The 19,726-nt window shown below is 56.6% G+C and carries 26 protein-coding genes; 5 read left to right on the forward strand and 21 right to left on the reverse strand.

The window, feature by feature from the left end:
* Nucleotides 1-2: 2 nt before the first annotated feature.
* The 19 genes from KO486_RS10795 to KO486_RS10885 all read right to left on the reverse strand — a co-directional run bounded on the left by KO486_RS10795 (nt 3) and on the right by KO486_RS10885 (nt 13,842).
* The gene (locus KO486_RS10795; protein WP_216037232.1) at nt 3-662 is read right to left on the reverse strand and encodes a phage tail tape measure protein; all 660 of its coding nucleotides are present in this window, start codon (nt 660-662) and stop codon (nt 3-5) included.
* On the reverse strand, nt 655-876 hold the full coding sequence (locus tag KO486_RS10800) for a rcc01693 family protein (protein ID WP_216037233.1): 222 nt from the start codon (nt 874-876) through the stop codon (nt 655-657). The genes KO486_RS10795 and KO486_RS10800 overlap by 8 nt, the downstream gene beginning before the upstream one ends.
* On the reverse strand, nt 873-1,196 hold the full coding sequence (locus KO486_RS10805) for a gene transfer agent family protein (protein ID WP_252734646.1): 324 nt from the start codon (nt 1,194-1,196) through the stop codon (nt 873-875). Before KO486_RS10805 ends, KO486_RS10800 begins: the two co-directional genes overlap by 4 nt.
* Complete coding sequence (locus tag KO486_RS10810) at nt 1,196-1,612, reverse strand: phage major tail protein, TP901-1 family (protein WP_216037234.1); 417 nt, start codon at nt 1,610-1,612, stop codon at nt 1,196-1,198. Before KO486_RS10810 ends, KO486_RS10805 begins: the two co-directional genes overlap by 1 nt.
* A 49-nt stretch (nt 1,613-1,661) precedes the next feature.
* The gene (locus KO486_RS10815) at nt 1,662-2,072 is read right to left on the reverse strand and encodes a DUF3168 domain-containing protein (protein ID WP_216037235.1); all 411 of its coding nucleotides are present in this window, start codon (nt 2,070-2,072) and stop codon (nt 1,662-1,664) included.
* Nucleotides 2,069-2,404: a head-tail adaptor protein gene (locus tag KO486_RS10820; RefSeq protein ID WP_216037236.1), complete on the reverse strand. Its 336-nt coding sequence runs from the start codon at nt 2,402-2,404 to the stop codon at nt 2,069-2,071. Before KO486_RS10820 ends, KO486_RS10815 begins: the two co-directional genes overlap by 4 nt.
* Complete coding sequence (locus tag KO486_RS10825; RefSeq protein ID WP_216037237.1) at nt 2,404-3,003, reverse strand: hypothetical protein; 600 nt, start codon at nt 3,001-3,003, stop codon at nt 2,404-2,406. The genes KO486_RS10820 and KO486_RS10825 overlap by 1 nt, the downstream gene beginning before the upstream one ends.
* A gap of 166 nt (nt 3,004-3,169) precedes the next feature.
* On the reverse strand, nt 3,170-4,369 hold the full coding sequence (locus KO486_RS10830) for a phage major capsid protein (protein ID WP_216037238.1): 1,200 nt from the start codon (nt 4,367-4,369) through the stop codon (nt 3,170-3,172).
* Between the two features lie 39 nt (nt 4,370-4,408).
* Nucleotides 4,409-4,951 carry an HK97 family phage prohead protease gene (locus KO486_RS10835; protein ID WP_216037239.1) on the reverse strand — a complete coding sequence of 181 codons (543 nt, stop codon included), beginning with the start codon at nt 4,949-4,951 and terminating at the stop codon, nt 4,409-4,411.
* A gap of 11 nt (nt 4,952-4,962) precedes the next feature.
* On the reverse strand, nt 4,963-5,181 hold the full coding sequence (locus KO486_RS10840; RefSeq protein ID WP_216037240.1) for a hypothetical protein: 219 nt from the start codon (nt 5,179-5,181) through the stop codon (nt 4,963-4,965).
* Entirely contained in the window at nt 5,174-6,355 is a 1,182-nt protein-coding gene (locus KO486_RS10845; RefSeq protein ID WP_216037241.1) for a phage portal protein, read from the reverse strand. The genes KO486_RS10840 and KO486_RS10845 overlap by 8 nt, the downstream gene beginning before the upstream one ends.
* Nucleotides 6,356-6,488: 133 nt before the next feature.
* On the reverse strand, nt 6,489-7,832 hold the full coding sequence (locus KO486_RS10850; RefSeq protein ID WP_303435543.1) for a terminase family protein: 1,344 nt from the start codon (nt 7,830-7,832) through the stop codon (nt 6,489-6,491).
* Entirely contained in the window at nt 7,783-8,106 is a 324-nt protein-coding gene (locus KO486_RS10855) for a hypothetical protein (RefSeq protein WP_216037243.1), read from the reverse strand. Before KO486_RS10855 ends, KO486_RS10850 begins: the two co-directional genes overlap by 50 nt.
* A 175-nt stretch (nt 8,107-8,281) precedes the next feature.
* The gene (mltG, locus tag KO486_RS10860) at nt 8,282-9,454 is read right to left on the reverse strand and encodes an endolytic transglycosylase MltG (RefSeq protein ID WP_216037244.1); all 1,173 of its coding nucleotides are present in this window, start codon (nt 9,452-9,454) and stop codon (nt 8,282-8,284) included.
* Nucleotides 9,455-10,714, reverse strand: coding sequence for a beta-ketoacyl-ACP synthase II (fabF, locus tag KO486_RS10865; RefSeq protein ID WP_216037245.1), 1,260 nt, complete (start codon nt 10,712-10,714; stop codon nt 9,455-9,457).
* Between the two features lie 260 nt (nt 10,715-10,974).
* Nucleotides 10,975-11,208, reverse strand: coding sequence for an acyl carrier protein (locus KO486_RS10870; protein WP_216037246.1), 234 nt, complete (start codon nt 11,206-11,208; stop codon nt 10,975-10,977).
* A 193-nt stretch (nt 11,209-11,401) separates the two neighbouring features.
* The gene (fabG, locus tag KO486_RS10875; protein WP_216037247.1) at nt 11,402-12,139 is read right to left on the reverse strand and encodes a 3-oxoacyl-[acyl-carrier-protein] reductase; all 738 of its coding nucleotides are present in this window, start codon (nt 12,137-12,139) and stop codon (nt 11,402-11,404) included.
* Between the two features lie 3 nt (nt 12,140-12,142).
* Nucleotides 12,143-13,081, reverse strand: coding sequence for an ACP S-malonyltransferase (gene fabD / locus KO486_RS10880; protein ID WP_216037248.1), 939 nt, complete (start codon nt 13,079-13,081; stop codon nt 12,143-12,145).
* 137 nt (nt 13,082-13,218) lie between these two features.
* Nucleotides 13,219-13,842 carry a hypothetical protein gene (locus KO486_RS10885; RefSeq protein ID WP_216037249.1) on the reverse strand — a complete coding sequence of 208 codons (624 nt, stop codon included), beginning with the start codon at nt 13,840-13,842 and terminating at the stop codon, nt 13,219-13,221.
* Between the two features lie 302 nt (nt 13,843-14,144).
* Between KO486_RS10885 and rpsF the strand changes: the two genes are divergently transcribed.
* The 5 genes from rpsF (at nt 14,145) to KO486_RS10910 (ending at nt 18,530) form a co-directional block, all read left to right on the forward strand.
* Nucleotides 14,145-14,498: a 30S ribosomal protein S6 gene (gene rpsF / locus KO486_RS10890; protein WP_216037250.1), complete on the forward strand. Its 354-nt coding sequence runs from the start codon at nt 14,145-14,147 to the stop codon at nt 14,496-14,498.
* A gap of 29 nt (nt 14,499-14,527) precedes the next feature.
* Nucleotides 14,528-14,755: a 30S ribosomal protein S18 gene (rpsR, locus tag KO486_RS10895; protein WP_216037251.1), complete on the forward strand. Its 228-nt coding sequence runs from the start codon at nt 14,528-14,530 to the stop codon at nt 14,753-14,755.
* 12 nt (nt 14,756-14,767) lie between these two features.
* Entirely contained in the window at nt 14,768-15,397 is a 630-nt protein-coding gene (gene rplI, locus KO486_RS10900; protein ID WP_216037252.1) for a 50S ribosomal protein L9, read from the forward strand.
* Nucleotides 15,398-15,671: 274 nt separating this feature from the next.
* Entirely contained in the window at nt 15,672-16,427 is a 756-nt protein-coding gene (locus KO486_RS10905; RefSeq protein WP_216037253.1) for a VPLPA-CTERM sorting domain-containing protein, read from the forward strand.
* A 144-nt stretch (nt 16,428-16,571) separates the two neighbouring features.
* Nucleotides 16,572-18,530 carry a bifunctional 2',3'-cyclic-nucleotide 2'-phosphodiesterase/3'-nucleotidase gene (locus KO486_RS10910; RefSeq protein ID WP_216037254.1) on the forward strand — a complete coding sequence of 653 codons (1,959 nt, stop codon included), beginning with the start codon at nt 16,572-16,574 and terminating at the stop codon, nt 18,528-18,530.
* A 45-nt stretch (nt 18,531-18,575) separates the two neighbouring features.
* Here the strand turns inward: KO486_RS10910 and KO486_RS10915 are convergent, their stop codons facing one another.
* Together KO486_RS10915 and KO486_RS10920 are read right to left on the reverse strand one after the other, a co-directional pair.
* Entirely contained in the window at nt 18,576-19,043 is a 468-nt protein-coding gene (locus tag KO486_RS10915; RefSeq protein ID WP_216037255.1) for a hypothetical protein, read from the reverse strand.
* 162 nt (nt 19,044-19,205) lie between these two features.
* On the reverse strand, nt 19,206-19,667 hold the full coding sequence (locus KO486_RS10920) for a hypothetical protein (RefSeq protein WP_216037256.1): 462 nt from the start codon (nt 19,665-19,667) through the stop codon (nt 19,206-19,208).
* Nucleotides 19,668-19,726: the final 59 nt, after the last annotated feature.

The raw sequence follows: 19,726 nt of genomic DNA on the forward strand, positions 1-19,726 counted from the left end.
TCCTAGCGATTACGTTGACCACGGCCCAACGCACGGCCAAGCGAAGCCGCGATTTGGCTCTGGCTGCGTTGAAACCCTGCCGCGTCTGGCGTTGAAATATTCATAGTGACATTCACGGCCTGCCCGCCCTGCGCTTTCACGCCAAGGCTGCCATCAGCACCACGGGTCAAAGGCATGATCGCCTCAGGCCCCGCTTCACCCATCAGCCCCGTGCCGCCACGCATCGGGAAAGTCGTCGCCCCCGACACCACGCCGCCCTTGGCAAAGGGCGTCACGCGGCCCTGACTGATCGCACCACCCTTTTCAAACGGCATCAGGCTCGAGACCAATGAATTGACGCCCCCCGCAAGGATGCCACCAAAATGATCCGTCACCGGAGAGATCGCATTGTTGTAAACCGTACGCGACATTGCCTGACCAACAGTCGCCAAAGCGTCCGACAATGAATTGCCATCAAAGACCAGGCCATCAAAGGCTTTGCGCAAACCACCCGAAAATCCGCGCTCCAAATTGCCCAGATCCCGCGTGGTGTCGCCCAGCGTGGCCTTCATCCGGCTCAGTTGTCCCTCAAAGGCATCCGTCATCACAGTGACCGATCCCAATGTGGTCTCCAGCGCCTTGGCTTCGCTTTCCAGGGCATCCAACCCGTCGATATCATCCATCGTCTTCTCCTTTGCCACTTACCCGGTCAGGGTAGCTTCGGCTCAACTCATCCAAACGACTGCGCCCCATAGGCATCGCCCCAACTTCGTCTCCCAGCAGCAGCCAGAACTCGGCAGGCGTCAGCGCCCAAAACTCATCCGGCTTCAGCTCCAGCCCCTTCAGCGCAACCCGCATCATCGCTGGCCAGTCAAACCCGCCGTCAGACCCTTTCATGGGGTTGCAAACGCGCGGGCCAGAAGCTCTGCCGCCGCCTCTGCTGCCCGCACGATCCCGCCTTCAATTTGTGCACTCACCAAATCAGCTGCCGACCCACGCCAGCCACCGCCCCGCAACCCCGCGACGATCAACGCCAAAACATCACGCGTAGAAAACCCGCCGCTCTCGAACCGCTTCACCAAGCCCACCAGCGTATCCGTGCCAAGGCTTGCTTCCAGCTCTGCCAACGAGCCAAGCGTCAGCTTGCAGGTGTAGGTCACCCCATCAATCGACAGGGACACCTCACCGCGCCACGGGTTCGCCAGACCGTCCTGCATTATGGGAACGCCGTGAACGTAACTTGGCCTGCCGACGTCAACGACATCTCATATGTCGCCTCACCATCATGAGAACCGGAATACTCAATCGAGCTGACCAAAAACGGCCCCTCCATCGTACCAAAATCCGGCACAATCACCTGAAAGTTCGGCGTATCCCCCGCAAAGAACATCTCACGCACGCGTTCGTCCGTTGCGTCATCCTTGAACACACCTGACCCGCTAATGGACGCGGACTTCACACCCGCAGTCCCAAGCACTTCGCGCCACCCGCCTGTGCTGTCCAAAGACGTCACATCAACCGTTTCTGCATTAAAATTGATCCGCGTGGCCCGCAGACCTGCAGCCGTTTCAAACTGGCCTCCGCCAGTCATGTCGATCTTGATCAACAGATCCTTACCGTTCTGAGCTACCATATCGAATACTCCATAAGTGTTTGAAAATTATACGCCTTACGTCAGGCGATCAGTCATCCTGAACCCGCGCCCGAAACGTCAGATCAATCCGTCGTTCGTCCGCCGTGCCCACACGCACCGCCTTTGCGCGATAAAAATTGAGCGACACCAAAGACCCGCGTGACAGTGTAAGGTCGGCATTCGTCAGAACATCCGACACCGCCGCCGCCGCAGTTTTTGCCACCGCAAAACCGGAACTGTCAGTCACCACGGACACGGTGAACTCATGCTCCGCTCCGGCCCCCGTCTTGTCCGATCGATCCTTGGCAAGCTCCGGCCCCAACGCCACATAAAGGGACGGTGCAACGCCGGATGGCAAAGCATCATAAATGTCCGTTCCGACCAATCCCGACAGCGTCGCATCCGCGACAAGGGCTTGGTAAATGGCCGTCTGCAACGCCGCTGAAACGCCATAACTCATGCCACTGTCTCCTCTTGTGAGGTGCAAATCAGATAGCGCCCATCGGCGTCATCTTCGGTCACACTCAAAATCCGGTAATACCGTTCGCCTTCACGGAACCGCTGTTCGGCCTGAGGGCGCGCATCGGACCCAACAGGAGCCGCACGCACAACGATCTGGTAGGAAACCAGACTCAACGGAGCCGCAACCCCAGCCTTTTCACGTCCTGAACGGGCCTTCACATTGGCCCAAACGATGCCAAGCGCGGCCCAACTCTCGTTGAAGCCCCCTGCGCCATCGGCCACGCGTTGCGGGGCCTCCAGCACCAGTTGGCGGTTCAAACGATACGCCATCAGGACGCACCCCCGCCCAAAATGCGCAACGTCCGGTAGCGTTCAATCAACGCGCTGACGCCGAACGGCATGCACCCGCCATCATATTGAACTTCATGGCGATATTCGTAGTAATGCGCCGCCAGCAGAAACACTGCTTGTGCCAAATCAGCTGGCAAATCCGCCCACTCCGGGCCAAAGCCTGCCAACATCGTGATCTTGACAGATCCGCCGTTTCCAATTGTAGGCAAAGCCCCTGAAACAGCCTCAAGCGACGGGCGCTGCATGTCGGGGCGCAGCTGATAAGCACCGGCATCAATTGCCGTCTCCGTGCCCGCCCGATCCGTTATAACAACATCAACAATCGCCGAAACCGGCGCAATTGGCAGGGCCTGCGCGCAGGCGTCACGCCAACGCGTCAACGTCCAACTAAAGTCGCGCTCGATCAGCGCCTTACCGGTGCGCGCTTCAATCGCGGCCAGTGCAGATCGCAGGAACCCTTCCAGCAATCCGTCTTGCACGCCATCATCGGAAAACCCCGATCCAAGGCGCAGGTGGTCTTTGAACTGTGCAACCGGCAACGCCGCTGTCGGCACGCTGGTTTCTTCGATCAACATCATGGGTTTACTCCGAAAAGTGCCAAATCAAATACCGTCCTGAATCCGGGCGCGTGCCCCCCACATTGCTCGGACGGAAGGAAGCAACTGGACAACGCGAGGGTCGCTCGCGCACTGCACACGCCCGGACCGAACGCGAAGGCTTGCCCCCGCGCCCGTTCCGTAGGCCTTAGGACAGGCCGAACTTAAGAAGCTTGATCGCAGCGTAATCGCTGATCGCACCACCAACGCGCTTGGTCGCATAGAACAAGACATGTGGCTTGGCGCTGAACGGGTCACGCAAAACGCGCAGATCAGGACGTTCCGCAACGGTGTAGCCATTGCCAAAGTCGCCAAACGCAATGGATGTGCTGTCAGACGCCACATCAGGCATGTCTTCAGCAATCAGCACCGGATACCCCAGCAGACGTGCAGGCTCGCCCGCAACCAGACCATCAGACCACAAGAAACGGCCATCATTGTCTTTCAGCTTACGCACAAGGCCAGCCGTCTTGGAGTTCATCACAAATGACGCACCCGCGCGGTACTCCGCGCCCAAAGAATAGACGAGATCAACCAGCGCATCCGCACCATTGAAATCACCATCCGTCCCCGTAACCACGTAGCCAAGGTTGCCCCAGACCCAAACGTCATTATCGACCTGTGGCGCCGTCAAGAAACCAGTCGGCTTGTCGATGCCATCGCCAGACACAAACGCCGCCGCCTCGGAACGTGCGAACTTGTCGGCAATACGACCCGCAAGCCATTCATCAATGTTGAATGCTGTGTCATCCAGCAGACGCTGGGATGCCTTTGGCAGAGCGGAAAGCTCGTGCAGCGGGATCGTAATGCGATCGATCTGCGGCGTGCCTGTCTCAGATGTCGGATCGGTCTCAGTTGCCCAACCAGCACCCATTTCCGTGTGATCAATCAGCACGTCATAAGATGTCGCCTCAACGTTGACCACATTGGCAATCGCACGCAGCGACGCCGTAGAGGACAGCGTAGACTGAACCGTCGCAGATGTCTGTGGGTCCACCAGATAGCCACCATCAGCCGCAACAGCCGTGGACATGGATTTGCCTTCAATCTCAAGGCCACGCAACGCGTCATCTTCGCCGCTGCGCAGATAGGCCTCAAACGCCTTCTGGTGTGGCGCCTCAACAGAGGCAGCAGTGGCCAGCGCAGGGCGTGCGCCAGAAATCATGGATTTACGGTCAAGTTTTGTCATTCGGTCGTCCTGCTCTTTCAGTTTGGTTTGAATATCAGTCGTGAAGCCTTTGAAATCGGTCACAAATCCCGCCATCGCGGCTTTCAACTCGGTGGCTGGGGTCGTCGCGTCGCCGCGCGCATCTTCCCCGGCCCGAGCCTTGCACTCAGGTGTCGTCATGTTCGGATCCTTTCAGATCAATGGGTGGAAACGCCGGTCCTAACGGTGGCCCAGCACAGCGCGGGCATCCTCAAACACCCCCGCCAATTCGCGCAGGGCCTCAGCCGCAGGGTCATCCCCCTTAGCCCCCACCCGCGCATCCGGAAGCATCGGGAACGTGACCAAAGACACCTCCCAAAGTTCCAACTCAGACAAAAGGCGACCGCCCTTGTCATTCTTCGTGGCCCGCACCGTGCGGTAACCAATGGAAAGCCCGTCAATCGCGCCCGCCTCAATCAGCGCTGCCGCCTCTCGGCCTTTGGCGACATCGCGCAGGATACGCCCCTTAACCCACAGGCCGGCCTTATCCTCGCGGACCTCGCCCCAAACCCCGATGGGTTGCGCAGGATCATGTTGCCACAACATCTTCACGCGCCCGCCTTTGCTCGCCAGCTTGTCCAGGGACGCCGCATAAGCACCGGTCTCAACCACATCGCCACCTTGGTCGGTCTTGCCAAACAGCGACGCATAGCCGCTGATCTCAATCCCGTTCTCGACGGCAACACTGTCCCCAAGGGCTATAAATTTATGTTCTAAAGTCATGTCATCTCCTCTCAGGGTGCCGCATTCAGGATCGATTCAACCGCCTGCGCCAATATCACCCCAACCACACCGTAAACCGTCAGCCACAAACGGCGCTCCAGCCGTTCCATCATCGCTTCGATCTTCCCCAATTGAGAATTCACCTGCGCAAATTGCAGCGCTGCCACCCTCTCATGGGCTTCAACGCGCAACGATGGTCCGCATTCAAAGCTCTCGCGCGGATCAGCCATCACCCACCTCAAGCGCAGGCAGCCCCAACAGGTTCCGCTTTTCTGCATCTGTGAGGAACGGCGCACTGCTGATCCGGCTCCACTGCGCATCACGTTCGTCCGACAGCGCTGCAACTTGGTCCAAGTCGGGCTTGAGATGGAAACTCTCCCCCGTGAAATCACCCAACCAATGAGCAATCGACCCCGTTACGCGCGTCACCAATGGCAACACCGTCAAACGATAAAACGCACGGTTGGCCTCTTGGTAATTCGCGTAAGTGGCATCCCCCGTCAGCCCCAGCAGCATCGGCGGCACCCCAAAGGCAATCGCGATCTCTCTTGCTGCGGCTTCCTTGGTTTTCTGGAATTCCATGTCGGACGGGCTAAAGCCCATTGGTTTCCAGTCCAAACCACCTTCTAGCAACATCGGACGGCCCGCATTGCGCGCACCCTGATGTTGGCTCTCCATCTCACTAAGCAACCGATCATACTGATCGCTGCTCAACTGGCTCTGCCCCTCAGCACCTTTGTAAACAATGGCACCACTTGGCCGCGCCGCATTGTCGAGCAACGCTTTGGACCACCGGCTCGCCGCGTTATGCACATCAAGCGCCTGCGCAGCCGCCTGCATCGGGCTTAGCCCATAGTGATCATCCTGCGGGTGGAACGACTTGATGTGACACACAGGGCTTGGGCCCTCGCCCACCGCAAACCGATGTTTGCGCCCGCCAACCGTGTAGTCATACCCCACAGGCCAGCCATCCGTCCCGGGAACCAATGTCATCCGGTCGCTGCGCAACACATGCAACTCAAGCGGAACGTCCTCGCCACCGACGGCCTCAAGGTATCCATTGCCTGTCAGCAGCAACTGACCAAACAAAGCTTCAAACAACTCGGCGCGGCCCTGCGCCCCATTCGGACGCGCAACCAGCTCCAGAACCGGATGCGTGTCATAACGACGTTCGCAGTCTTGCAACACTAACGGTAACGCCGCTGCCGCCTCTGCGATCAATTTCACTGCACGAAACCCTACAGGGTTGGCCGTGAACCCACCGCGTGTCAGCGACGCCGTATCACGCGCACCCCAAACTGCCCGCCCCGCAGATCCCCACGCGGCAATCTTCCCCGTCGCGGATGCCTTCACCTCAGGCACTGCCTGCTGTTCGCCGTCCGCTCGCTTTAGAAAATCAAACATTCAAATCCCCTCTGGTGCCGCCGCATCATGGCGTCTCATCCAACACGATATAATTTCGTCTAAATTTGCTTCGGAATGCTAAAGGCACCGTTCGCTGCCTGCGCAACACCCCGATATCGCCATGAAAATATGGCTATAACTGCCGAACCTGCGGCGACCGCCACCGCTTCGCCGGCTCGATAAACAGATCCGTAATCGCCCAGACCAAGGCATCCACGCGGTCAGGGGATCCCTGTCCCGTAAACCCTTGCGCGGTCATCTGGCACATCTCATCTTCCAGCGCCCCAAGCCCCAGAACATGATGAACACGCCCTTGTTCATACAAAGCAGCCACAGGCTCGGCGCGCATGGATTTCCCGCGCGTCGCATGCACCCCGCGATAGGGCACCGTCGGATCAATGGAACGCACAATGGTCTCAACCATCGCCCCGCCTTGGTTCACTTCCGCCACCAGCCGCTCCGCGCCATGGCGATCCATGGCGGCAATTGCCGCCGCCGCCCACTCATTGGGGCTCGCTCCTTGGATGCTCGCATCTTCGAGAACAAAGACCTTCCAATCAGACACCGGTCCTTGGCTCATGATCCCGGCCACAACAATCCCGCACGCATCCGACGTCGCATTCGCCCCCGCAGGCGGGTCAACCGCCACCACAATGCGGTCCAGTTCCGGCACTGCCTTCACATGAGCAGCCTCAACCGTCGCAGACGACCACAGCGCCCCATCGACGTCCGCCAACAACACGCCGTCCAGCTCTTGGCGCCCCAACCGTGTGCCCGCATAGCGCTCCTGAACCTCGGCCAGAAAACTGTCGGCAAGGTAGGCACGGTTCGCTTCCGTGGACGCATGGGTTTGAACCGTGCTGCTCCGCTCCAAAAGCTCTTTCAATATTCCAACATTTCGCGGCGTAGTAGTGACACATGCGCGTGGATTCTTGCCTAAACGCAATCCAAACTGCATCATATCCCACGTATCCTGCGCCTTTGGCCATTTCGCCAATTCGTCCGCCCACACGGCGTCAAACTGCGGTCCACGCAGCCGTTCAGGATCAAACGCCGAAAACAATCGCGCCTCAGCGCCATTTGGCCAAACCAACATCTGCCGTCCAGAAATCCATTGCGGTCGGCGGTCCGGAGGCGAACAGGCCAAGATGCCACTTTCACCAAACACCATAACCTCGCGCGCCTGTTCCATCGTTTCACCGATCAACCCAACACGTTTCGCTAAACCGGGGTCGCGCGGACGCGACCCCTCAACCATAGACCTGACCCATTCACTGCCCGCGCGTGTCTTGCCTGCACCGCGCCCACCAAGAATAACCCATGTCCGCCAATCCCCCTCAGGGGGCAACTGATGGTCCAACGCCCAAAAGTCGAACAAGTAGGGCAGCGCCCTAACCTGCTCATCCGTCAAGCTCCTCAAGAATTGCTTACGATCTGCAACATCGGCGGATGCGACCAAGGCGGCACCCGATCTCACGTCTGAGGGCGGCGAAGTCGATGTCCCCTTCTCCCAGCCCGTCTCCGAATTTGTCATTGAAGTCTGCCTCTCTCTTGCGAGCTTCCGCGATTGCATCGGTCAGACGGGACATCTGTTTGGGCAACAGATCTATGTCCTTAAAGTCCCCTGCCTTCACAAGGTCCAACACGACACTCAGCGTCTCGCCAATGGTTTCGTAAAGCTGCCTAGCCTCCTCGATACGTTCAGCAGCCGATTTCTGTTCGGTGGGAACACCACCGCTTTGGTCTGTCATTATTGAAGTTCCCCTCTCGGGTTGCTCCGCCCATGAGAACGAAAAAGGGCGCTAGGGAAGTGTCCCAAGCGCCCGCTTAATTTCGACCAGCGCAGTATCAAACTACGCAAAGTGTCGGTTTTTTCCAAATATTAACAGATAGTTACCGCGCCCACATGGAACACTTCGTTAACCCTTAATTGTCACCCGATGCGGCACGTTCAGCCTCAAGACGGCGATAAATCGCAACGTTTGCGTTGTGCTCATCCAAGGTCACAGCAAAGTTGTGCCCGTCTCTCGGGTTCAACGTTTTCGCCACAAAGAAGATGAAATCCGTGTCTGACGGGTTCAACGCCGCCTCGATAGATCCACGCCCTGGATTGGCAATTGGCGTCTGCGGCAGCCCCTCGATTACATAGGTATTCCAAGGTGTTTCCGCCCGAAGCTCACTTTGGCGTAAACCGCGCCCCAACACACCTTCGCCCAGCGTAACGCCATAGATGACCGTCGGGTCAGTCTGCAGGCGCATGCCTTGGTTCAAGCGGTTGATAAACACCGATGCCACGTCAAAACGCTCATCAGAGGTCGACGCCTCCTTCTCGATGATTGATGCAAGAATCAGGGCCTCTTCTGGGGACGCCAGCGGCAATCCATCGGCCCGCGACTCCCACGCGTCTGCCAGAACGCGCGTTTGTGCCGCTTCCATTTTGTCCAACAATTCGGCCACCGAATCCCCGGGTTGAACCTGATAGGAATCGGGTGCCAACATGCCCTCAGCTGGAATTTCGTTCACGGAACCTTCCATGACGTCCAGTGAATTCAGGGCTTGCACAACCTGCCAGCTCGTCACGCCCTCGGCAAATACCACGTTAAATTGCGTGTCGCTCGCCTCTCGCGCTTCTGTGAAAATTGCAGGGGCATCCTCTTCCGAAGGATTAAATTGTGCCAGCTCAACAAAGTCACCCGTTGCTGGGTCCAATTCGCGCACCTCAGCCAAAACCCGATTGATACCAACGCGATAGATGATCTGCGTCCCACATGAACTCGGCCCACCGCGCGTCACAATATCCACGATCTCTTCCATGGACGCCCCAACAGGCACCAGAAAACTACCCGCCTTCAACTGCGATGCTTTGTTCGCGTAATCTACACCAATCCGAAAAAGCGCAGGAGAGGAAATCGCGTCTTGCTCGGCAAGGCTCTCGCTCACGATCCGCATGTTGGACCCTGAACGGACCTGCAAACAGATCGCTTGTTCCAAAGGCCCTTCAGCGCTGTATTCGTTGGTTCCCCAAGCGATCACACCGGCAAACAGGAACAACGCGACGATGAAAAACGTCAGCGCGTTGGCCGCGATATGTTTCCACATTTAGGAAACCTTCCCAAACAAGACAGATGCATTGGTGCCACCAAAGCCAAACGAATTGGACAGCGCCACATTGATCTCGCGTTCAACTTTTGCGTTGGGGGCAAGGTCAATCGCAGTTTCGACTGCAGGGTTATCAAGGTTGATCGTCGGCGGAGCCACCTGATCGCGGATCGCCAGAATGCTAAAGATCGCCTCAATCGCGCCCGCAGCCCCTAAAAGGTGGCCCGTTGCGGACTTGGTGGATGACATCGTCACCTTGGATGCGGCATCGCCCATCATCCGCTCAACAGCGCCCAATTCGATGGTATCTGCCATGGTCGATGTGCCGTGTGCGTTGATGTAATCGATATCCGCAGGCTCAAGCCCTGCATCCTTCAACGCCATCCGCATAGACCGCTCACCGCCCTCACCGTCCTCGGACGGGGCTGTGATGTGGTATGCATCCCCTGTCAGACCATAGCCCAACACTTCAGCGTAAATCTTCGCGCCACGCGCTACAGCGTGATCATAGTCTTCCAGAACAACCATGCCCGCGCCCTCGCCCATGACGAACCCATCACGGTCTTCGTCGTAAGGGCGACTTGCGCCTTTAGGATCGTCTGCGCGTTTGGTGGACAGCGCCTTACAAGCGTTAAAGCCTGCAATGCCAATCTCACAGATCGTCGCCTCAGCGCCACCAGCAATCATCACGTCCGCACGGCCCGCCTTGATAAGTTGTGTTGCATCGCCAATAGCATGCGCACCTGTAGAACAGGCCGTCACAACTGCATGGTTAGGGCCTTTGAAACCGTACTTAATCGCGATCTGGCCAGAAATCAGGTTGATCAACGCACCAGGAACAAAGAATGGCGACACGCGACGCGGGCCCTTTTCCTTCATCATGATGGCCGTTTCCGCGATCGAATTCAGACCACCAATACCTGAGCCGGTCAGAACGCCCGTGCGCTCAAAATCATCATCGTTTTCAGGGGCCCAACCGGAATCCTCAACGGCCTGCTGTGCAGCAGCCATTGCGAACAGGATAAACGTATCAACCTTACGCTGATCCTTGGGTGCCATGTACTTGGCCGCATCAAACGTGCCGTCCGTGCCGTCGCCATAAGGAACCTCACAGGCGTAAGTCGTTCCAAACCCTTCAGGGTCAAAATGAGTGATCGGTCCAGCGCCGGATTGCGCATCCAAGATACGCTCCCAGCTCTTTTCGACTCCATCAGCAAGCGGGGTTACCAACCCCAGTCCGGTAACAACGACGCGACGCATAGCTCAACCCTCACGTTAATAAGCTTTTGCAGGTGATACCGCGTGCAGCACCAAAGGGGCAAGTGCGCCAATGGCCAATTCCATCAAACAAGCGCTTCTTGGGAAAATTGTCGGACCCGTTGGCCGCCGCCGTCAGGTGGAAAATCGCGCAATCGGCTAATTTTAGCCGCTCGCTATGGTGCTTGAGCGGCCAAACTTTGCCCAAACGAAAAAGGGCGGCACCTTGCGGCACCGCCCTCCCAATCAGATCTAAAGGACGCTTACGTCGCTTCAGAGATGAACTTAGTGGCGTCGCCAAAGCTCTGGATCGTTTCTGCTGCGTCGTCAGGGATTTCGATACCGAATTCCTCTTCGAACGCCATCACGAGCTCAACAGTGTCGAGGCTGTCAGCGCCCAGATCGTCGATGAAGGACGCGCCATCAACAACTTTGTCTTCTTCAACACCAAGGTGCTCTACAACGATCTTACGTACGCGGTCTGCGACATCGCTCATGTTAAATTCCTCACATAGTTCGGGGCCTGTGGCCCGTTTTGTTCACCCAAACCTACAATAGGCAAGAGCGGTTTTTTGATCCGTGACCGGACCCTAAAGAAACGAGACGCTACGTCACGATTTCCAATTCTGCGCCGCCTATAGCAGAGTTTCACTCTGTGGCAAACGCTTTCGAATGCACCCCATATAGGGGCTACAGCATCGCCATACCACCATTGACATGCAAAGTCGTGCCCGTGACGTAGGCCGCTTGATCGCTCGACAAGTACAATGCAGCTGCCGCAATCTCCTCTGGCGTGCCCATACGGCCTGCCGGGATCTGGCTATTGATTTTCTCTTTTTGATCATCCGTCAGCTTTTCGGTCATCGCGGTGGCAATGAAACCTGGCGCGATACAGTTCACAGTGATGCCGCGCGATGCGACCTCATAAGCGATGGATTTAGACATCCCGACCATGCCAGCTTTACTTGCAGCGTAGTTCGCCTGCCCCGGATTTCCAGTTGCGCCAACGATTGAAGACACATTCACGATCCGGCCCCAGCGGGATTTCATCATGCCACGAATGACACCCTTACACAGGCGCATTGTCGACGTGAGGTTCACGTTGATCACATCGGACCATTCGTCATCCGACATCCGCATAAAAATCTGATCGCGGGTAATGCCAGCATTGTTCACCAGAATATCAACGGATCCCATCGCCTCAACCGCCTGCTTTGGCAGCGCATCAACAGCCGCGCCATCGCTCAGGTTACACGGCAGCACATGGGCGCGATCACCCAGCTCAGCGGCCAATGCCTCAAGTGGTTCGACCCGCGTGCCGGACAGGCCCACAGTTGCGCCAGCGGCATACAACGTCTTGGCAATCTCGCCACCAATACCGCCAGAGGCACCCGTGATCAGAGCGTTCTTACCTGTTAAATCAAACATGTCTTATCCTTCATTCAATGCAGCAGCAGCCGCAACAACATCATCGGGGGACCCAACAGCGCGGGTTGCAATACTACGATCGACCCGTTTCACCATGCCAGACAAAGCCTTGCCTGCACCGATCTCCCAAACCTCAGTAACACCGGCACCTGCCATCCACTGAACGCTTTCACGCCAGCGCACAGAGCCCGTCACCTGCTCAACCAAGAGCGCCTTAATCTCATCTGCGTTCACAGCCTCTGCACGCACGTTCGCGATCAACGGCACAGCCGGAGCGTTCATGGTAACCGCAGCCAAAGCCTCTTCCATCACCTCCGCAGCAGGTGCCATCAGGGATGAATGAAAAGGGGCAGAAACAGGCAACAACATCGCCCGCTTGGCGCCATTGGCCTTTGCGATCTCAACCGCTCGTTCCACGGCGGCCTTATGGCCCGAAACGACAACCTGTGACGGATCGTTATCATTGGCGGCCTGACAGACCTCCCCCTGCGCGGCTTCGGCCGCAACCGCTTGTGCAGCTTCAAAATCCATGCCCAGCAAAACCGCCATCGCGCCAATCCCGACAGGCACAGCGTCTTGCATGGCTTCGCCACGGGTGCGCAACAAGCGCGCCGTGTCCGTCACGCTCAACGCGCCAGCGGCAGCCAACGCAGAATATTCGCCCAACGAATGCCCCGCCACAAAAGATGCCGCTTCAATGGTAACGCCTTCAGCCTCAAGTGCGCGCATCGCCGCCAATGATGTGGCCATTAACGCAGGCTGCGCGTTCCGCGTCAGCGTCAAATCAGCAATATCGCCAGACCAAATCAGGTCGGATAGCTTTTCACCCAAAGCATCGTCGACTTCATCAAAAACGGCCTTTGCAGCCGGATAGGCTTCAGCCAATGCCTGCCCCATCCCGATCGTCTGCGCGCCCTGCCCCGGAAAAACGAATGATTTCATGATGTGCCCCTCACTATTATTCTTTCCCTACCGTTAGCGTGACCATGGCCTACGCACAAGACACCAGCCAGCACCCTTAAAACGCAAAAGCGACCCCAAAAGGGTCGCTTGGTCGGTTTCATAATGGTTTTGAACGGTTATGCCGCCAATGGGCCAGTCCAAACAGCAGGCCGCGCAGTGCCGCCCTGAATAATCCCGCAATCATGTGCAAGGCGGTCCCGCAAAGGATACAAAGTCGCAACTGCCCCGTCCGCGACAGCAAGAACCATTCGGCTGGTCAATGTGATCTGAACCTGCCCAAAACTACTGTCCCCCCGGGAGGAAACAACGTCGACGGATTTCACCGTGTCGAGACCATGCCGGCTGAGCGTGATTTCTCCGCCGGTTGCGCCCTTGATAACCTGGCGCAACTCGCCAACGTTTGTATCAATCTGAACTCTAACGCGCGTGCCGCGAAACGCGTGCCGACCACAAAACGCCCCTACAACGAGGGCTCCCAAAGAAATGAAAAGCTTCGCCAAAAACGCGCTCCCGGTGAACGACATTGCGGGCATGATCCAAACCGCCACGGCAGCAATGAAAGCGGCAACTGCGAAAATGGATACAACGCCTCGGGCGAGAACGGAAAGGTCGATGACCTGTTCGTTCATCTTAGTCTCGTACCCCCAATAGACCTCGGACACTTGTGGTCGACCGTAAGGCTTGAGTTGCGGGGAAACAGCGGCTTCAACAAAATGGCACGGATCAGGTGTTGCGGTCATTTAGGTCTCCAATTCAATTGGACACAACCTCACCGCGAACTTGGGCGGAAACGTGACACCAAAACGGTGAAAGAGGGATTTGTTAACCTTCTGTTAATAATCATCCCCCCAATCCGTACATCGCCACCCCCGCTAGCCAAGATCAGCACGCCCTGCAAAGCTTTCGCTTGATCCTACAGTGCACCTTTGTATAAGGCCCACACATCCCGCAGCTTTTATGAACTGCGCAGTCTCTCGTGGGCGAGAGTGGGATGTTTAAATCCTCGCCCTTTGAAATGCGCCGAGAACAGAACGGAGTCACCATGCCACTATATGAGCATGTGTTTATTGCGCGTCAGGACTTGTCCAACACGCAAGCAGAAAGCCTCATCGAACACTTCTCCACAGTGCTTGCAGACAACGGCGGTAAAGTCGTTGAATCTGAGTACTGGGGCGTCAAAACGATGGCTTACAAAATCAACAAGAACCGCAAAGGCCACTACGCCTATTTGCGTTCTGACGCAGCTGCCCCAGCGATCCAAGAAATGGAACGCCTGATGCGCCTGCACGAAGACGTTATGCGCCTTCTGACCATCAAAGTGGACGCGCACGAGGAAGGTCCCTCAGTGCAAATGCAAAAGCGTGACGAGCGACCAGATCGCCGCGAACGCCGCTAATCCACCAGATAAAGAAAGGACCATAAGTCATGGGTACTAAACCATTTTTCCGCCGTCGTAAGTCCGATCCATTTGAGGGCGATAACGCTCCTAAGATCGACTACAAAGACACCCGGACACTTCAGCGCTACATCTCTGAGCGTGGCAAGATCGTTCCATCCCGTATCACCGCTGTCGGTGCAAAAAACCAACGTGCTTTGGCACGCGCAATCAAACGCGCACGGTTTTTGGCCCTGCTGCCCTACGCCGTTAAGTAAGGAGAAATTCCAATGGATGTTATCCTTCTCGAACGTGTCGCAAAGCTTGGCCAGATGGGCGAAGTTGTCTCAGTAAAACCAGGTTACGCACGCAACTTCTTGTTGCCACACGGCAAAGCCCTGCGCGTCAACGAAGCCAACATGGCAGCGTTCGAAGCACAGAAAGCCCAGCTCGAAGCACGCAACCTCGAAACCAAGAAAGAGGCCGAAGCACTTGCGGCCAAACTCGATGGTGAAACTTTCATCGTGATTCGCTCTGCGTCTGACGGCGGCAACCTTTACGGCTCCGTCACAACACGCGACGCGGCTGACGCTGCAATCGAAGCTGGTTTCACAGTTGATCGTAAGCAGGTCGTTCTTATCGAGCCTATCAAAGAGCTTGGTATCCACGATGTGCTAGTCAAACTGCACCCAGAAGTTGATGCGACAATCAAGTTGAACGTTGCACGTTCTACTGAAGAAGCAGAACTTCAGGCCGCTGGTAAATCCGTAGCCGAACTGGCCGCGGAAGAAGAAGCAGCTGCTGAATTCGAAATTCAGGAACTGTTCGACGATATCGGCGCTGCCGGTATGGACGACTTTGGTGACGACGCACCTGCCGCCGAAGAAGCACCTGCTGAAGAAGCTTCCGAAGAAGACTAAGTCTTCCTTCGTTGAAAACAGAAAAGGCCGCTCCGATCTCGGGGCGGCCTTTTCCGTACTCAAGCCCCCCCGATTCCCCGCTAGAGTCAGGTCTGATTGTTTCGAAAAACGGGCCTATTTGACCGGCTTGGCCGGATCGTTCACGATTCCGCATGAAAGTGACCGTTAAGCACTTGTTAACCAATATTTCTTGCTAACCGCGCACCAGATTCCTAGAATCTGGGCACAGAAGTACCTTTTTTAGTTAGAACTCATGTTTCCGGGGGGAATAGAAATGAATTTCAATATCGTAACTTCAAGCATTGCGGCTTTGGTAATGTCTGCCAGCATGGCATCTGCCGCGTCAATTGACCTCACAACGTGGTCCGCAGAAGGGTCCGGAAATTGGACTGTTCAGTCAGGCAACGATGCAGTCTTGCAGACGATCAACACACCGGCACCAACTGTATTTCACAACAATTCAACCTCATCGCAGGGCAATGATCTTCAGGGTCAGATTACAGTCGGGAGCACGTGGGACGACGATTTCATCGGGTTTGTTTTGGGCTACAATGCAAATGATCTGTCAAACAGCGCCGCAAGCTATCTTCTTGTCGACTGGAAACGCGGCACGCAAGACTACCAGGGTACCGGTCTTCTCGGTCTTTCCATTTCACAGGTGAGCGGCGAACTCGGTAACGACAGTGGCGCTTGGGCACACGACCCAGCCAACAATGTGACAGAGCTTGCACGAGCCACAAACCTCGGCAGCACAGGCTGGAACATCAACCAAACTTACGATTTCAAAATCGACTTCACAGCAACAAATGTGAAAGTGTTCGTCGACGACGTCCTCGAGCTGGATGTTAGCGGTGTCTTCGCTGACGGTGGTTTTGGTTTTTACAACTACAGCCAAGATAATGTCACATATGCTGGCATCACATCTGACGTCCTCCCAGATCCCTCGCCGGTTCCGTTGCCTGCCGCAGGTTGGATGTTGTTGGCTAGTCTGGGTGGCCTTGCCGCTGCAAAGCGTCGCAAGCAAGCGTAAACAAACCATCATCGATAGGCCAAGGCCGCTCCTTATTGGGGCGGCCTTTGTCGTTTATGTTTCTCGACTCCCGCCGCATGTTGTTACAGTCTCGTTGCACAACGACCTTAAGACTGGGTTCAACTTCATTCAAAGGGGCACATCATGTCATTCACACTTTCTCGTCGCGGATTCCTTTCCGGAACCGCAGGCCTTATCGCTATGCATCCTTTCTCGGTGCGCGCGCAAACCAATCAAGCACACCTGCGCATCATGGAAACGACGGATCTGCACGTCCACGTCTACCCATATGACTACTACTCCGACCGCGCCGTCGACACTGTCGGCTTGTCCCGCACAGCGTCAATCATCCAAGACATCCGCGCGGAATCGACGAACTCTATCCTGCTCGACAATGGTGACTTCCTTCAGGGGAACCCGATGGGCGATTACATCGCCTATGAACGCGGCATGGACGGCGACGTAACCCACCCTGTTATCACAGCTATGAACACTCTGGGCTTTGACGCATCCACCTTGGGGAACCATGAATTCAACTACGGCCTTAGCTTCCTCGAAAAGTCTCTCGCGGGTGCGGGCTTCCCTGTGGTTTGTGCGAACGTCGCCAAAGCCTTGGGCGCCTCCCCTACAGAAGACGAAACGCTTTTGCCGCCCTATGTGATCCTTGAACGCGACCTCACGGAAGGTTCAGGCGAGGTCCACCCTATCAAGATCGGCCTTATCGGCTTTGTCCCACCGCAAGTGATGAACTGGGACCGTCGTCACCTCGAAGGCAACGTGCAGGCACGTGACATTCTTCAGGCCGCCCGCGCTTGGGTGCCTCAAATGCGCGAAGCCGGTTGTGATATCGTCATCGCCCTCTCTCACTCAGGCATTGGCAGCGCGGATGAGGAAGACGGCATGGAAAACGCCTCCGTGCCACTGGCCGCAGTTGACGGCATCGACGCGATCCTCACCGGCCACAGTCACCTCGTCTTCCCGTCCTCCACCTACGCGGACTTTGCAGGTGCGGACGTTGAAGCCGGCACCTTGCACGGCAAACCTGCTGTCATGGGCGGGTTCTGGGGCAGCCACATGGGCCTGATTGATCTGATGTTGGAACGGGACGGCTCTGGCTGGCGCGTTCTATCCCACACGTCCGAGGCTCGCCCGATTTCGCAGCGCAACGAAGACCGCTCTGTGACTGCCTTGGTTGAAGATTATCAACCGGTCCTCGATGCCGTCGCGACTGACCACGAAGAAACCCTCGCATACGTGCGCCGCGCCGTTGGCAAGACGGATGCGCCGTTACACAGCTACTTCGCGCTCGTTGCCGATGATCCGTCCGTCCAAATCGTGTCGAACGCGCAGATGTGGTACATTGAACAGATGATGGTCGGCACCGAACACGAAGGCCTGCCGATCCTTTCCGCGGCCGCGCCGTTTAAGGCAGGCGGCCGAGGCGGACCCGAATACTACACGGATGTCGCAATCGGCGATGTGGCGATCAAGAACGTCGCCGACCTTTACCTTTATCCAAATACGACACGCGCCGTGCGGGTGACGGGCGCGCAGGTCAAAGACTGGCTTGAACGCTCTGCGGGCATGTTCAATCAGATCGAAGCAGGCGCCCAAGACGCGATCCTGCTGAACCCTGACTTCCCGTCCTACAACTTTGACGTCATCGACGGTGTCACCTACCAAATCGACCTCAGCCAGCCGTCCAAGTTTGACCGCGACGGCGCTGTGATCAATGAGGGCGCGAACCGCATCGTGAATTTGATGTTTGATGGTCAGCCAATCGACATGGCCGCTGAATTCATCATCGCCACCAACAACTACCGCGCAGGTGGTGGCGGCAGCTTCCCCGGTGCATCAGCGGAAACAACCGTATTTGAAGGGCCTGACACCAACCGTGACGTCATCGTGCGCTACATCGTCGATCAGGGCACTGTCAGCCCACGGGCCGACGGAAACTGGACGTTTGCCCCGATGGACGGCACCACCGTTTTGTTTGAAACCGGCCCCGCAGGCGAAGCCTACGCCGACGATGTTCCGGGCGTGACGATGGAAGCCGCAGGCCAAAGCGACAGCGGCTTCTCTCTGTTCCGCATCACTCTCTAACTCCGGCTATCAAACCTTGGCCGCCCCTTCTTTGGGGCGGTCGACTTATCGATCAAACGTCTCAAGCGTTAGCGTGCCTTCGCACGTCGTCTGCTCCGTTGATCCAATCCAGACATGTAACGGGCCATCGCTTGCGCCCCAAACAGTCACCTCTTCGCGGCCATTCGCGGTGTCGCCAAAATACCAAACGCCCCGACTGTCTTGCACGGCCAACACGGGGCTACAGGCCGCCTCTGCCATGACCATCAGAATATGAGGTCCCATGGTATCCAGCTCAAACCGAGCCGTCGGCGCCAAGGGCAAGAACCCCCTCACCCGATCATCCTCAACCCCAGTGACAACCCACGTCCCACAAGGCGCTATATGATCGCCCTCAGCACGGACCTCCCAGCTTTGTGGAGCGATTAAATCGGGGCCCGAGGCCTCAAAAAACGGGGCATCTAGGGACGGATCAGGACAGTCCGCAAAAGCCGGACCAGTCGAAAGAACAAGAAATGCGACGATGTGTTTCATACGACAATCCTACATTTGATCTTGAACGTGTCGAATCCCAGATGAACACAATTTGGTTAACCGATCGCGAGGCCAGCGTGCGCTGCCCCGTCAAAGCCGCAAAGAAAAAGGGCCGCCCTCATTATCGAAGGCGGCCCTAAACGTTCGTTTATCGCGGTTAACCTAGTTGAAGGTCTCAAGTGTCAGAACGGCGTCACACGTCTGACCATCAAACGTCCCGACCCAAACATCGAGAACACCATTACCCGGGCTGCGGATATCCAAACGTGCATCCGCATTCCCGTTGCTGTCATCATCATAATACCACTGCGTATCCGCAGTATTCGCCAGCAAAACCGAGTCACAATTGCTTCTCACATCAATAACAATGCGGTAGCCATTCATGCCGCTCAAATCGAACGAGAAATCCGGCTCCGTAATTACGAACCCATCAACTCCGGACGCGAATCCACACCGTTGCAGATTGTTGTCACCACCCGCGACGACATTGAACTGGCGAGGCGAAAACAACTGCCCCCCAGTCGAGTTATACACTTCATTTCCCCAAAGTGTGTAATCGGGACACGCCTGAGCCGTCCCAACAAAACCAAAGCACGTAACAAAAACAGCAAATAAAAATTTCATGTTACTCCCCAATTCTAAATGCGTGACGTAAGGGTAACCCCATATCGTGAGAATGCACA

Source organism: Octadecabacter sp. B2R22 (assembly GCF_018861045.1).
In the GTDB taxonomy this organism is placed as follows: domain Bacteria; phylum Pseudomonadota; class Alphaproteobacteria; order Rhodobacterales; family Rhodobacteraceae; genus Octadecabacter.